The 14509-nt window shown below is 55.9% G+C and carries 13 protein-coding genes; 8 read left to right on the top strand and 5 right to left on the bottom strand.

The genetic code is table 11. The annotated features are described in order from the left end of the window. Positions 1 to 239 precede the first annotated feature (239 nt). Genes otnK through KI228_RS07255 form a run of 8 tightly spaced genes read left to right on the top strand, consistent with a single transcriptional unit; the run spans position 240 to position 7015 of the window. Complete coding sequence (gene otnK / locus KI228_RS07290) at positions 240 to 1502, top strand: 3-oxo-tetronate kinase (protein WP_044266323.1); 1263 nt, start codon at positions 240 to 242, stop codon at positions 1500 to 1502. Then, entirely contained in the window at positions 1502 to 2146 is a 645-nt protein-coding gene (gene otnC / locus KI228_RS07285) for a 3-oxo-tetronate 4-phosphate decarboxylase (RefSeq protein WP_054176183.1), read from the top strand. Before otnK ends, otnC begins: the two co-directional genes overlap by 1 nt. A gap of 9 nt (positions 2147 to 2155) precedes the next feature. Continuing rightward, on the top strand, positions 2156 to 2962 hold the full coding sequence (locus KI228_RS07280; RefSeq protein ID WP_044256544.1) for a DeoR/GlpR family DNA-binding transcription regulator: 807 nt from the start codon (positions 2156 to 2158) through the stop codon (positions 2960 to 2962). Further along, positions 2943 to 3719 (top strand): hydroxypyruvate isomerase family protein, encoded by a 777-nt coding sequence (locus KI228_RS07275; protein WP_044256547.1) that lies wholly within the window; start codon positions 2943 to 2945, stop codon positions 3717 to 3719. The genes KI228_RS07280 and KI228_RS07275 overlap by 20 nt, the downstream gene beginning before the upstream one ends. Before the next feature lie 36 nt (positions 3720 to 3755). Beyond that, positions 3756 to 4565, top strand: a complete 810-nt coding sequence (locus KI228_RS07270) for a beta-keto acid cleavage family enzyme (protein ID WP_043001361.1) — start codon at positions 3756 to 3758, stop codon at positions 4563 to 4565. Positions 4566 to 4589: 24 nt separating this feature from the next. Beyond that, entirely contained in the window at positions 4590 to 5936 is a 1347-nt protein-coding gene (locus KI228_RS07265) for a bile acid:sodium symporter family protein (RefSeq protein ID WP_043001362.1), read from the top strand. Positions 5937 to 5942: 6 nt separating this feature from the next. After that, on the top strand, positions 5943 to 6362 hold the full coding sequence (locus tag KI228_RS07260; RefSeq protein ID WP_044256550.1) for a GlcG/HbpS family heme-binding protein: 420 nt from the start codon (positions 5943 to 5945) through the stop codon (positions 6360 to 6362). Beyond that, the gene (locus KI228_RS07255) at positions 6359 to 7015 is read left to right on the top strand and encodes an aspartate/glutamate racemase family protein (RefSeq protein ID WP_044266333.1); all 657 of its coding nucleotides are present in this window, start codon (positions 6359 to 6361) and stop codon (positions 7013 to 7015) included. Before KI228_RS07260 ends, KI228_RS07255 begins: the two co-directional genes overlap by 4 nt. Positions 7016 to 7181: 166 nt before the next feature. Here the strand turns inward: KI228_RS07255 and sucD are convergent, their stop codons facing one another. From sucD to sdhB, 5 genes are all read right to left on the bottom strand, one after another. Beyond that, the gene (gene sucD / locus KI228_RS07250; protein ID WP_043001365.1) at positions 7182 to 8051 is read right to left on the bottom strand and encodes a succinate--CoA ligase subunit alpha; all 870 of its coding nucleotides are present in this window, start codon (positions 8049 to 8051) and stop codon (positions 7182 to 7184) included. Beyond that, positions 8051 to 9217 carry an ADP-forming succinate--CoA ligase subunit beta gene (gene sucC, locus KI228_RS07245; protein WP_042320639.1) on the bottom strand — a complete coding sequence of 389 codons (1167 nt, stop codon included), beginning with the start codon at positions 9215 to 9217 and terminating at the stop codon, positions 8051 to 8053. Before sucC ends, sucD begins: the two co-directional genes overlap by 1 nt. Positions 9218 to 9332: 115 nt before the next feature. Next, on the bottom strand, positions 9333 to 10553 hold the full coding sequence (gene odhB / locus KI228_RS07240) for a 2-oxoglutarate dehydrogenase complex dihydrolipoyllysine-residue succinyltransferase (RefSeq protein WP_043001366.1): 1221 nt from the start codon (positions 10551 to 10553) through the stop codon (positions 9333 to 9335). Between the two features lie 14 nt (positions 10554 to 10567). After that, complete coding sequence (gene sucA / locus KI228_RS07235; RefSeq protein WP_044256558.1) at positions 10568 to 13369, bottom strand: 2-oxoglutarate dehydrogenase E1 component; 2802 nt, start codon at positions 13367 to 13369, stop codon at positions 10568 to 10570. A gap of 414 nt (positions 13370 to 13783) precedes the next feature. Beyond that, the gene (gene sdhB / locus KI228_RS07230) at positions 13784 to 14500 is read right to left on the bottom strand and encodes a succinate dehydrogenase iron-sulfur subunit SdhB (RefSeq protein ID WP_043001368.1); all 717 of its coding nucleotides are present in this window, start codon (positions 14498 to 14500) and stop codon (positions 13784 to 13786) included. Positions 14501 to 14509: the final 9 nt, after the last annotated feature.

Below are 14509 nucleotides of genomic sequence, written 5' to 3'. Positions count from 1 at the left end.
GCTCCTCAACACCAGTCCACCGACTGCTGTGACAACTTTTCCCAAAGATTAACGAATCTTCACATCTTCCTGTGAGTTTCATTTCAACATCACCCATCATTTTATTTATGATTTTCAATTAGTTATATAAATAACATACAATTTTATGATGTGCTTATTTGTGAGAATCATCATGTGAATGTGAAACGCCCTCCTGAATAATAGGCTCAATGACAAGATAATCTGAACGGAGTGGATGTATGCCCGTCACGACAGGTGTTATCGCCGACGACTTTACTGGCGCAACGGATATCGCAAGTTTTATGGCTGAGCAAGGCTGGAGGGTCGCGCTGCTGCCCGGAATGCCAGACGCCGCGCAGCCGTGGAATGAAGAGGTCGACGCGATTGTCATCTCGCTGAAAAGCCGTTCTCTACCGGCTGACCAGGCCATCGATCAATCATTACGCTGCTGGCAATGGCTGCACCACACGGCAGGTGCGCGGCAAATTTACTTTAAATATTGCTCCACCTTTGATTCCACCCCCGCCGGGAATATCGGTCCGGTCAGCGATGCGCTGATAGAAGCGATGCACGCGCCGTACATCGTTCACTGCCCAGCCCTGCCACAAAACGGACGGACGGTGATTCACGGTCATTTGTTTGTGAATGGCGTATTACTGAATGAATCCGGCATGGAGAAACATCCGCTCAACCCGATGACCGATGCGAACCTGATTCGCCTGCTCACGGCGCAAACTGCCAGCGCTGTCGGGCGCATTGACCTCAGCACGATTCAGAAAGGTGTGGAAGCGGTCACTCACGCGCTGGAACGCTGCCAGTCTGAAGGTGTACGTCACGTGATCGTGGATACCTTCAGCGAAGCCGATCTGCAGACCCTCGCTCAGGCCTTACGTCATACACCGTTGCTGGCGGGCGGTTCCGGCCTGGGTGGTGCACTGGCCGCTTGCGCCGCACCACAGCGTAGGCGGGAAGCGGTACATCCCTTCCCGCAGCCGGCAAAAACGGTGGTGTTTTCCGGAAGTTGTTCCGCCATGAGTAACCGCCAGGTGAATCGCTATAAAGCACAGGCCGCTTCCCTTCTACTCGACGTGGCGCGCTGCCTGACAGACGCAGAGCGTTACAGCGACGAGCTGTCGCGGTGGACAATGACTCATGTCGATGACGCGCTCGCTCCATTGATTTACGCCACCCAGCCGCCGGAAGCGCTGAAACGCATTCAACAGGAGTACGGCGAGCAGCGCGCCAGCCGGGCGATTGAGCATACCTTTGCCAGACTGACGGCCAAACTGCAGGCCGCAGGCGTAAACAGTTTTATCGTCGCCGGTGGCGAAACGTCCGGCACCGTAGTGGAGGCGTTACAGGTGACGCGACTGACGGTCGGCAAAGCCATCGCGCCCGGCGTGCCGTGGGTGTTCTCCGCCGAGCCGCCGCTCGCGCTGGCGCTGAAGTCAGGCAACTTCGGTGACGAAGACTTCTTTTTCACCGCGCAGGAGTCTGCATGATGAGTCAGCTTAACGAACAACAACTCCGCGAACAGCTGGTGCACTACGGTCGTTCTCTGTTTATGCGCGGCTTCAGCAGCGGTGGTTCGGGCAACCTGAGCGTAAAACTGCCGGACGGCGGCTATCTGGTCACGCCGACCAACTCCTGTCTGGGCGAGCTGGACGCCGCAACGCTCAGTAAACTGGATGCCAGCGGGGTTCACCTCAGTGGCGATAAACCGTCGAAAGAAGTGCCCATGCACCTGGCCTGGTATCGTCATCGTCCGGCCTGCGGCGCGGTGGTTCATCTGCATTCGCCATGGCTGACCGCCCTTTCCTGTCTGCCATGCAGCACACCGGAAAACTGTCTGCCGCCGTTAACGCCGTACTACGTAATGCGCGTCGGGCAGTTGCCTCTGTTGCCCTATTTCAAACCCGGTCATGAGGGGATTGCCAGCGCACTCAGCGAGATTGCGGCGGACCATACTGCCGCGCTCCTGGCAAATCACGGCCCGGTAGTCAGTGGTCGCTCACTTCGTGAGGCGGTGTTTAATGCCGAAGAGCTGGAAGACAGCGCCCGCATCTGGCTGACCTTAAAACCACTCGGCTACGTGCCGCTAACGGCGGAAGCAGTAGCTGAACTCGAACAATCCCGGCGAGCATGAGGTGAGAGGATGATCCCCGAACAACGACGTGATTTTATCTACCGCTACGTGCATGAAAAAAACGTCGCCTCGTTTAATGAGCTGGCGGATCTGATGAGCGTGTCGCACATGACCGTGCGCCGCGATATTCAGTTGCTGGAAGAAGAAGGCAAAGTCATCTCGATCAATGGCGGGGTGAAACTCAACAATCTGCTGAAATCGGAGCTGCCGTGGCGGGAAAAGGCCGAGCTGCATCATGACGTGAAGCGACGAATGGGGCAATTAGCCGCGATGTTGATAGAACCAGGGCAAACGCTGTATCTCGATGCGGGAACGTCGTTGTTTGAAGTGGCGAAAGCCGTCGCCGCCAGCCACTGCTTCAACCTGACGGTGGTGACGAACGATTTTTCCATCAGCCACTACCTGATGGATATGCCGCACATCACGCTGTATCACACCGGCGGACTGGTGGATCAGCGCAACCGCTCATGCCTTGGGAAAAGCGCCGCCAGTTTTCTGCGCACGATCAATATAGACGTGGCGTTTCTCAGTTCGTCCTCGTGGGATACCGAACGTGGAATGTCGACCCCCAGCGAAGGCAAAGCCTCGGTGAAAGAGGCCGTGCTCACCGTCTCCCGCCGTCGGGTGCTGGTCTGCGACAGCAGTAAATTTGGCAAATACGGGATGTTCCACATCTGCTCGCTGGATCAACTGACCGACATTATTTCGGATAACCGGTTACCCGACGTAGCGCAGGACACCATTACCAGCCAGGGCGTGAAACTGCACCTGGTGGATTGCCGGGAGGGAACGCATCATGCTGAAGTTAGCGGCTAACCTCGACTGGCTGTTTTGCGAACGTCCCATTGCGGAGCGCTTTCAGGCCGCAAAAGCGGCGGGTTTTCACGGCGTTGAAGGGCTGTTTCTCTGGCAGCATCCGCTGGATGTGCTGCTGGCGGCGCAACGGGAAACCGGTCTGCCGGTGGCGCTGATGAATGCGCCAGCGGGTCACTGGCAGGCCGGTGAACGCGGACTGGCCTCCCTGCCAGGCTGTGACGAGGAGTATCATCGCAGTCTGCTGATTGCCCGCGATTACGCCACGGCACTGGGCTGTCGCAAGGTGCACGTCATGGCCGGATTGCGCGTGGCCGGACTTTCCGCTAACGCCCAGTATGAACAATTAACCGACCGACTGCGTATCGCCTGTGACGTCATGGTTGGGGCCGATATCGACGTGTTGATTGAACCGTTAAACCCGGACGATATGCCTGGTTATTTTGTTGATAGCTTTCCACTGGCTGAACGTCTTATTCGCGAAGTGAACAGAAAAAATATCGGCTTACAGTTTGATATTTACCACTGCCAAAAAATACACGGTAATGTTACACATCTTATTCAACATTATTTACCGATCATTAAACACTTTCAGATTGCTTCTGTACCCGGCCGCCATGAACCGGGAACGGGAGAATTAAATGAAACATGGCTTTTTGAATTTATTAAGCAGACAGGTTATCAGGGCTGGATAGGTTGTGAATATAAACCGTCAACACCAGGGCCCGAATCGTTACGCTGGATGACACCGTACTTATAATTTTAATATCTCTGTACCGGAAAACCGGAGGAACACATGTCGGATACTGTTATTATTTCGCTGGCACCCGTTGCCGCGGATTGCCCCAGAGTTATACCTGAAGAACTGGCGCAGGAAATACTGGCCAGCGTCGAACAGGGTGCAGCCATCGTGCATTTACACGTTCGCGATAAACAAGGTCGTCTGACGTCGGACACCACCGATTTTCAGGCGACAATTGACCACGTCATGCGCCATTCCGACCTGATTATTCAGGCCTCAACCGGTGGCGTCTCCACCATGTCGATTGCCGAGCGCTGCGCGCCTCTGGACTGTCCCGGCGTCGAAATGGCGTCGCTGAACGTCGGCTCCGTTAACCTCGGCGATGCCGTGTACGTTAATCCCGGACCGGACGTCGAATATTGTTCGCAACAAATAACCCAACGTTCCATTATTCCTGAATTTGAAGTTTTCGAAATTGGCATGATTAATAACATTCTGGCGCTGGAAGAAAAAATATCGTTCAAGAAACCGATGTTATTCAATATTGTCCTCGGACACCGTGGAAGTTCACCCGCGACGGTTGATGCGTTAATTGCCTTGCGCAGTATGATCCCTCGCGACGCCTTATGGGGAATTACCCATTTTGGCCGCAAGAATTTCGATATTATTGCGGCAGCGGTCGGCATGGGCGCCAGTGAAGTGAGAATTGGTTTTGAAGATAGCTATTATTTAAGCGCCGAAGAGAAAGCTCAGCATAATTATCAGCAGGTTGCCAAACTCGCCACGCTTATTCGCAGTATGGATAAAAAGGTCGCCACGCCGGATATTGCGCGGCAAATGTTAGCTATTCCACCACGGCAGTAATAACGAGAGAAAGGACATTTCACCATGACTATCACAACCGTTATTCACAAAACCGGACTGGGCGTCTGCATCGCCGGTGGCGCCCTGGCGGCAATTGGCGCGCTGATGCAGTCTCCCGCCCTCTGGCAGCCGGGGCTGGTGATGCTGACGACAGGCTTCGCGGCAGGTGCGGGCTACTGGACAAATCTTCGCAGCTACCAGTTTACCCTGTGGATCATTGCCGGCTTTGTCGCGGCGATGACCTGGTCAACCGATCTAATCGTCTGGGGCGGATTCAACATCACCCATAAATGGATCGTCTTTTTGGTGATCCAGGCGACCATGTTCAGTATGGGTACCAAACTCACGATTCAGGACTTTATCGACGTCGCTAAAATGCCCTGGGCGGTGTTTATCGGCACCTTCTGTCATTTCGTCATCATGCCTCTGCTCGGCCTGAGCATCACGCTGATCTTTGACTTTCCGCCGGAAGTGGCGGTAGGCATTCTGCTGATTGGTTCCTGTCCCAGTGGGCTCTCCTCCACTGTCATGGTGTATATCGCCAACGCCAACCTGGCGCTGGCGGTCTCGATCGCCGCCGTCTCGACGCTGGCGGCGACGGTCATGACCCCGCTGTGGGTGAATCTGCTGGCGGGTTCAATGATCGACATCCAGCTCACGGCGATGGTGATGGACGTCGTGAAAATCGTGTTGATCCCGATTGGCGCGGCGATTTTACATGACTACCTGAAAACCTATGCCGGCGTGCAGGGGCGTCGTACCGTGCAAACGCTGGCCGGGATCAGCGCCATCTGGCTGCTGTATATGCTTACCGGCGGCTGGGACACGCTGTTTGGTAGCGCCAGCGCCGACGCGCAAATGTATGCGGTGGTGCTGAACTTTGTGGCTGGCGGGATCATCTGGGCGCTGTTCTATAACTGGCTGTATGGACGCGTGGCCGGCGTTAAGAAGATCATGCCGACCATTTCGATGATGGGCATCATTTTCTTCACCACTACGGCAGCGGCAGCCGGGCGCGACAACCTGGTTCAGGTCGGCTTCCTGCTCTGCTTCGCCATGCTGATGCACAACCTCGGCGGCTTCCTGATTGGCTATCTGATGAGCCGCTGGATCTTCCGCATGGATGTTCAGTCCGCCCGGACGGTAGCCTTCGAAGTCGGACTGCAAAACGGCGGGATGGCATCAGGTCTTGCCGCCGCGATGGGAAAACTGGCCACCGTTGGTCTCGCCTCTGCGGTCATGACGCCGCTTGGCAACGTCAGCGGCTCGCTGCTGGCTAACTACTGGCGCAAAAAGGATGCCCGACAGGCGCAGGCCCAGAGCGAGAGTTCGCCTGCTCAGCCGGTATCAGAACCTCTGTCAAAAGGATAACTCACCATGATGACTTTAACCCTGCAACAGGCACGACGCGCGGTAGACTGCGCGCTCGATCTCGCCGACACCCGTTATGCGCAACGTCCGCTCAGCGTGGCGGTGTGCGACGCTCACGGCGAGTTACTGAGCTTTGCCCGTATGGATAACGCCAAACTGTTGACCATTGAGCTGACGCAGCGCAAAGCACGCACCAGCAGCCGTTTAGGTTGCACCACTCAGGCGTTTTTGCAACGTCTGCAAAATGAGTCACTGGATATCAGCTACTTTGCTGACCCACGTTTTACCGCGCTGCCCGGCGGCGTACCGATTCTTCACAACGGTAAATGCGTGGGGGCCGTTGCGGTTGGTGGACTGTCCGCCCAGGAAGATCACGATGCGGCTATGGCCGTTGCCGAATGTTTGCTCAAGGAGTTCGCAGAATGAAAAAGATCGCTATGCTTCACACCAGTTCCGCCACGCTCGCCATGATGCAGCAACTGATCGGCGACATCATGCCAGAAGCGGACGTGATGCACCTGGTCGAAGAGTCGATGATTAAGCAGGTGATGAAGGCCGGGGGCGTGACGCCGAACATTGCGGCACGCATTGCCGACTACGTCCACATAGCCGAAAAAGCGGATTGCGAGATTTTCATCACCGCCTGTTCGTCCATTGGCACGGCGGTTGAACAGTGTCAGTTTATGACACCGCTGCAGCTTGCCCGTATCGACTGCGCGATGGTGGAACAAGCCATTAGCCTGGGTGAGAACATTGCCGTGCTGGCCACCGTCGCCACCACGATGAAACCGACGCTGGAGTATGTGCAACGCAAAGTACAGGCCAGTGGTAAGCAATGCACCGTGACGCCGATATTGATGGAAGAGGCCTTCCATGCTCTGCTGGCGGGCGATATGGAAACCCACGATCGCATCGTCAGCGAAGGATTGCACAGCGCGTATAAACAGGCTGATGTGGTTATGCTGGCGCAAGCGTCGATGGCGCGCGTTCTGCAGCAGCTTCCGTCGCCGCCCGTCCCGGTGATGACCTCTCCGGAAAGCGGCATCCGCTGGCTGAAAACGCTGGCGGAAAGCGCATAACCTGGCAAGTCAACACTCCCCTGTAGGCCGGATAAGCGCCAGCGCCATCCGGCAAACAGACAGGCAAAAAAAAAGGCCATCATCAGATGGCCAACCATGTCGAAAATGGACCAGCCCTTTCCCCTGCATCACGGGTAAATGCAGGGGTTGGGCTGTTTTATTGCTTTTACTTAATGACGGCTTTCAGCGCTTCGCCGATATCGGCCAGGCTGCGAACGGTTTTCACACCAGCGGCTTCCAGCGCTGCGAATTTCTCATCCGCAGTTCCTTTTCCACCGGCGATAATAGCGCCTGCGTGACCCATACGTTTGCCTTTCGGCGCAGTCACACCGGCAATGTAGCCAACAACCGGTTTGGTCACGTGATCTTTGATGTAGGCCGCCGCTTCTTCTTCCGCGCTACCGCCGATCTCACCGATCATCACGATCGCTTCGGTCTGCGGATCTTCCTGGAACAGTTTCAGGATGTCGATGAAGTTAGAGCCCGGGATCGGGTCGCCGCCGATGCCCACACAGGTGGACTGGCCGAAACCGTAGTCGGTGGTCTGCTTAACCGCTTCATAGGTCAGCGTACCGGAACGGGAGACAATACCCACTTTACCCGGCTTATGAATGTGACCGGGCATGATACCGATTTTGCATTCGCCCGGGGTGATAACACCCGGACAGTTCGGGCCGATCATGCGTACACCGGCTTCATCCAGCTTCACCTTCACGGTCAGCATATCCAGCGTCGGGATGCCTTCGGTGATAGTGATGATGAGCTTAATGCCTGCGTCGATGGCTTCCAGAATGGAGTCTTTGCAGAACGGTGCCGGCACGTAGATAACCGACGCGGTGGCGCCCGTCGCTTCTACGGCTTCACGCACGGTGTTAAACACCGGCAGGCCCAGGTGCGTGGTGCCGCCTTTGCCTGGCGTTACGCCGCCAACCATCTGCGTACCGTAGGCAATTGCCTGTTCGGAGTGGAATGTCCCCTGGCTACCGGTGAAGCCCTGGCAGATAACCTTGGTATCTTTATTAATTAAAACTGACATTATTTCCCCTCCACTGCGGCAACAACCTGCTGAGCTGCATCCGTCAGACTTTTCGCTGCAATAATATTCAGGCCGCTGTCAGCCAGTTTCTTCGCGCCGAGTTCGGCGTTGTTACCTTCCAGACGAACCACCACCGGAACGTTAACGCCCACTTCCGCTACCGCGCCGATAATGCCGTCAGCGATCAGGTCGCAACGCACGATACCACCGAAGATGTTAACCAGAACCGCTTTAACGTTGTCGTCAGAGAGGATAATTTTAAACGCTTCGGTGACGCGCTCTTTGGTGGCGCCGCCGCCCACGTCAAGGAAGTTAGCCGGTTCGCCGCCGTGCAGTTTCACGATGTCCATGGTGCCCATCGCCAGACCTGCGCCGTTAACCATGCAGCCGATGTTGCCATCCAGCGCGACGTAGTTCAGTTCCCACTGTGCTGCCTGCGCTTCACGCGGGTCTTCCTGAGACTGATCGCGCATTTCGCGCAGATCCGGCTGGCGGAACAGCGCGTTGCCGTCAGCGCCCAGTTTGCCGTCGAGGCAGATCAGGTCACCCTGTTTGGTGATAACCAGCGGGTTGATTTCGATCAGCGCCAGGTCGCGCTCAAGGAAAATGGTCGCCAGGCCCATGAAGATCTTAGTGAACTGCTGAACCAGTTTGCCTTCCAGACCCAGTTTGAACGCCAGCTCGCGTCCCTGATACGGCATTGGACCGGTCAGCGGATCAAGCGCCACTTTGTGGATCAGGTGCGGGGTTTCTTCCGCCACTTTTTCAATTTCAACGCCGCCTTCGGTGGAGGCCATGAAGACCACACGACGGGAGCTACGGTCAACGACCGCACCCAGATACAGCTCTTTATCAATATCGGTCGCCGCTTCAACCAGAATCTGGTTGACCGGTTGACCGTTGGCGTCTGTTTGATAGGTCACCAGACGTTTGCCCAGCCAGTGCTCAGCAAACGCGCGAATCTCTTCTTTGCTTTTTACAACTTTCACACCGCCCGCTTTACCGCGGCCACCTGCGTGAACCTGACATTTTACTACCCACGGACCCGCACCGATTTTCGATGCCGCTTCTTCAGCTTCACGCGGAGTAGTACAGGCATAACCCACCGGCGCCGGTAAGCCATAGCGGGCAAAAAGTTGTTTTGCCTGATATTCATGTAAGTTCATGTGTTCTGTCCATCCTTCAGGTAATCGTTATCTTTAAACCCGTAGACCGGCGTGGTGCTTGTGCCGGATGGCGCTACGCTCATCCGGCCTACGAGGCAGGTGATACTCTTGTTTACTACACGTCCAGCAGCAGACGCGTCGGATCTTCCAGCAGTTCTTTGATCGCCACCAGGAAGCCCACGGATTCGCGACCATCGATCAGACGGTGATCGTAGGACAGCGCCAGGTACATCATCGGCAGGATTTCGACCTTGCCATCTACCGCCATCGGACGATCTTTAATCGCGTGCATGCCGAGGATCGCACTCTGCGGCGGGTTGATGATCGGCGTGGACATCAGCGAACCGAACACACCACCGTTGGTGATGGTGAAGTTACCGCCCGTCAGATCTTCCACCGTCAGCTTGCCGTCACGACCTTTGATAGCCAGCGTCTTGATGTTTTTCTCGATGTCAGCCATACCCAGCGTATCGACGTCGCGCAGGACCGGGGTCACCAGACCGCGCGGCGTGGATACCGCCATGCTCACGTCGAAGTAGTTGTGATACACCACGTCGTCGCCATCGATAGAGGCGTTCACTTCCGGATAGCGTTTCAGCGCTTCTACTACCGCCTTCACGTAGAAGGACATGAAGCCCAGACGGATACCGTGACGTTTTTCAAACGCTTCACCGTACTGCTTACGCAGATCCATGATGGGCTTCATGTTCACTTCGTTGAAGGTCGTCAGCATGGCAGTGGAGTTTTTCGCTTCCAGCAGACGCTCGGCCACGCGTTTGCGCAGACGGGTCATCGGTACGCGTTTTTCGCTACGTGCACCCAGCGCCGGCTGTGCAGCAGAAGCTTCTGCCGGTGCTTTGGCTTCCGCTTTCGCAGGGGCTTTCGCCAGATGCTTATCCACATCTTCACGAGTGATACGTCCGCCCACACCGGTGCCTTTGATCGCACTGGCGTCGAGGTTGTGCTCAGCCAACAGGCGACGGATCGCCGGGCTCAGCGCATCGTTATTTTGCTCTTCCAGAGAAGCCTGTTGACGCTGCGCCGGGGTAGACGCTTTTTCTTCAGACTTCGCGCTGGTTTCTTTACCCGCGCTATTGCCTTCACGCAGGCGACCGAGGATCTGGCGGGAGGTCACGGTGGTGCCTTCGTCTTCCAGAACCGCATCCAGAATGCCGTCCGCTGATGCCGGTACTTCCAGTACCACTTTGTCAGTTTCGATTTCTACCAGCACTTCGTCACGAACCACCGCATCACCCGGTTTTTTGTGCCAGGTGGCAACAGTCGCGTCCGCTACGGACTCAGGCAGGTCGGGAACAAGAATATCTACGCTACTCATTTTGTATCCTTTAATTAATCGACGTTCAGCGCGTCATTGACCAGATCTTGTTGCTGTTTCTGGTGAACGGACATATACCCTACCGCCGGAGAGGCGGAGGCCGGGCGACCTGCATAACGCAGAGCGGCCCCAAATGGAATCACTTCACGGAAATGATGCTGGCTGCAGTACCATGCGCCCTGGTTGAGCGGCTCTTCCTGGCACCAGACAAAATCATGTACGTGAGCGTACTGTTTCAATACGTCCTGCATCGCCTGATGCGGGAACGGATAAAGCTGTTCGATACGCACAATGGCGACATCTTGCTGATTGTTCTTGCGACGCTGTTCCAGCAGGTCGTAATAAACCTTACCAGAACACATCACCACACGCTTCACGCCTTTCGGATCGAGGTCATCGACTTCACCGATGGCAGGCAGGAAGGTGCCGTTCGCCAGCTCATCCAGGCTGGAGACCGCCAGCGGATGGCGCAGCAGCGATTTCGGCGACATGACCACCAGCGGACGACGCATCCCGCGCAGCGCCTGACGACGCAGCATGTGATACACCTGAGCCGGAGTAGACGGTACGCACACCTGCATGTTCTGCTCAGCGCAAAGTTGCAGATAACGCTCCAGACGCGCGGAGGAGTGCTCCGGACCCTGCCCTTCATAACCGTGCGGCAGCAGCATCACCAGGCCACACATCCGGCCCCATTTCTGTTCGCCAGAGGAGATGAACTGGTCGATAACCACCTGCGCGCCGTTGGCGAAGTCACCGAACTGCGCTTCCCAGATGGTCAGGGTGCGCGGTTCCGCTGTGGCATAGCCATATTCGAAGGCCAGTACCGCTTCTTCAGACAACACGGAGTCCCAGACGCGGAAGCTGCCCTGCCCGTTGTGGACATGCTGCAGAGGAGTCCAGGTCGACCCGTTGGTCTGGTTGTGGATCACCGCGTGGCGATGGAAGAAGGTGCCGCGACCAGAGTCTTCACCGGACAGGCGAATCGGGATCCCTTCGTCAACCAGCGTAGCGTAAGCCAGCGTTTCTGCGCCGCCCCAGTCGAACGGTTTTTCCCCGTTCGCCATCAGCTGGCGGTCGCCGTAGATTTTGGCCACACGAGACTGCATCTCAACGGTTTCAGGCACCGTACTGATGCGTTTCGCCAGTTCCTGAAGGCGCTTCATTTCAACCTTGTTCGGGTACGCTTCATCCCACTCGTGGTTGAGGTACGGCGACCAGGTAAAGGAGTGCATATTCATCGGACGCCACTCTTTCACCACGCATTCGCCCGCGTCCAGCGCGTCGCGATACAGGTTGACCATTTCGGTAGCATCTTCCAGCGTCGCGACGTTATCCGCTTCCAGCTTATCCGCATAGATTTTGCGCGGGGTCGGATGCTTTTTGATTTTCTGATACATCAGCGGCTGGGTTGCGCTCGGCTCGTCGGCTTCGTTGTGGCCGTGACGGCGGTAGCACACCAGGTCGATGAAGACATCGCGTTTGAAGGTGTTGCGGAAATCCAGCGCCAGACGAGTGACGAAAGCCACCGCTTCCGGATCGTCCGCATTCACGTGGAAAATCGGTGCCTGTACCATTTTACCGATATCGGTGCAGTACGGGGTGGAACGTGCATCCAGCGGGTTAGAAGTGGTGAAGCCCACCTGGTTGTTGATCACGATGCGAACGGTACCGCCCACTTCGTAACCCCGCGCTTTCGACATGTTCAGGGTTTCCTGAACCACGCCCTGCCCGGTTACCGCAGCGTCGCCGTGGATGGTGATCGGCAGCACTTTGTTGCTGCTTGGTTCATCCAGACGATCCAGACGAGCGCGAACGGAACCGATCACCACCGGGCTGACGATTTCCAGGTGCGACGGGTTAAACGCCAGCGCGAGGTGAACCAGGCCACCTTCGGTTTCGATATCCGATGAGAAGCCCATGTGGTACTTCACGTCACCGGTGCCGAGATGTTCTTTATGTTTACCCGCAAATTCGTCGAACAGATCCTGCGGTTTCTTACCCAGTACGTTGACCAGGACGTTCAGACGACCACGGTGCGCCATACCCAGCACCACTTCACGGGTACCGCTGTTACCGGCATGGCGGATCATCTCTTTGAGCATCGGGATTAACGCATCACCGCCTTCCAGCGAGAAGCGTTTCGCGCCAGGGAATTTGGCGCCCAGATAACGTTCCAGACCTTCGGCTGCGGTGAGTTCACTCAGGAAGCGTTTTTTCTCTTCGCTGCTGAATGCCGCGCGACCGGATTCGATGCGCTGTTGCAGCCAGCGTTTCTCTTCGGTGCTGGTGATGTGCATGTACTCAGCACCAATCGGGCCGCAGTACGTTTGTTTGAGCGCGGAAAGCAGCTCGCCCAGCTTCATCGTCTCTTTGCCGCCGGCAAAAGAACCTACGTTAAAGCTTTCCTGGAAGTCGGCCTCTGTCAGATCGTGGAAGGACGGATCCAGATCGGCAACAGTGTCTTGCTGCCACAGTCCCAGCGGATCGAGATTCGCATGCTGGTGACCACGGAAGCGATAAGCGTTGATGAGCTGCAGGACTTTAACCTGCTTCACATTGGTGTCAGGGTCGGAAATCGAAGAAGAGTAACGTGAGGCATCCTTCGCCAGACGACGGAAATAATCACGCGTTTTTGAATGGAATTGATCCGGTTTGACTCCGGTGCCAGGTAACTGCTGGAACGTCGAACGCCAGTTAGCGTCTACCGAGTCAGGATCGGTTAAGAAGTCTTCATAGAGCTGTTCTATCCAGCTCTGGTTTGCGCCAGAGAGGTAAGAAGAGTCCAACCAGGCTTTCAAAGCGCTGTTCTGCATCGTGATCCCTTAAGCATTTGTATGCTTACTTCGCCGTGGATACTACCACGCATACGTCGTATGCGTGCCGGGGTTCACTTGTTACGGACTGTCGTGTGATCTGCGTCCGCTAAGGAACCTTTAAAAACTGTCTAATAATCGTCGTTGTTCAGGCTGCGACTGTGTTGCAACCGTCCCTCACCCGGTCACATAGTGAACTATGCTCCCGGCGATTCGTTCCGTTCGCGCCTTGTCTCGCGCTGAACATCTCGATTATTGCTATCAATGTGGCAGTTTTTAGAGGTTTCCTGCACTAATTTGCCTGATGGCGACCCCGTAGGCCTGATAAGCGAAGCGCCATCAGGCAACATGTGCCGGATGGCGACGTAAACGTCTTATCCGGCCTACAGGATTGCCACCGCAGGCAATGTCTACTTACGCACTGCGTTGCAACAGCATCGACTTAATATGGCCGATGGCGCGCGTCGGGTTCAGCCCCTTAGGACATACACTGACGCAGTTCATGATGCTGTGACAGCGGAATACGCTGAATGCATCGCTTATCCCTTCCAGGCGGCTGTCCGTCTCGGTATCACGGCTGTCGATCAGGAAGCGATAGGCCGCTAACAGACCCGCCGGACCGATAAACTTATCCGGATTCCACCAGAAGGATGGGCAAGACGTTGAGCAGCAGGCGCACAGAATGCATTCATACAGCCCATCGAGTTTTTCCCGCTGCTCTGGCATCTGTAAATGCTCACGAGCCGGAGGATTTTGCCCATTATTCAATAAGTAAGGCTTAATCTTCTCATATTGTGCATAGAATTGCCCCATGTCTACTACCAAATCGCGGATCACCGGCAAACCAGGCAGCGGACGGATAACAATTTTCTTACCGGGCTGAACCAGCGCTGATACCGGCGTGATGCAGGCCAGACCGTTCTTCCCGTTCATGTTCAGACCATCTGAACCACACACGCCTTCACGGCAGGAGCGGCGGAAAGAGAGACTGGGGTCTTTCTCTTTGAGCTGCATCAACGCATCCAGCAGCATCATGTCACGCCCTTCTTCGCCTTCCAGGGTGTAATCCTGCATGCGCGGAGCGTCATCAACATCCGGGTTATAGCGATAAATTGAAAACTCGAGTTTCATTGTCCTGTC

This window comes from Citrobacter amalonaticus (genome assembly GCF_018323885.1).
GTDB lineage: Bacteria > Pseudomonadota > Gammaproteobacteria > Enterobacterales > Enterobacteriaceae > Citrobacter_A > Citrobacter_A amalonaticus.
This window is presented reverse-complemented; position numbering and strand designations above follow the sequence as displayed.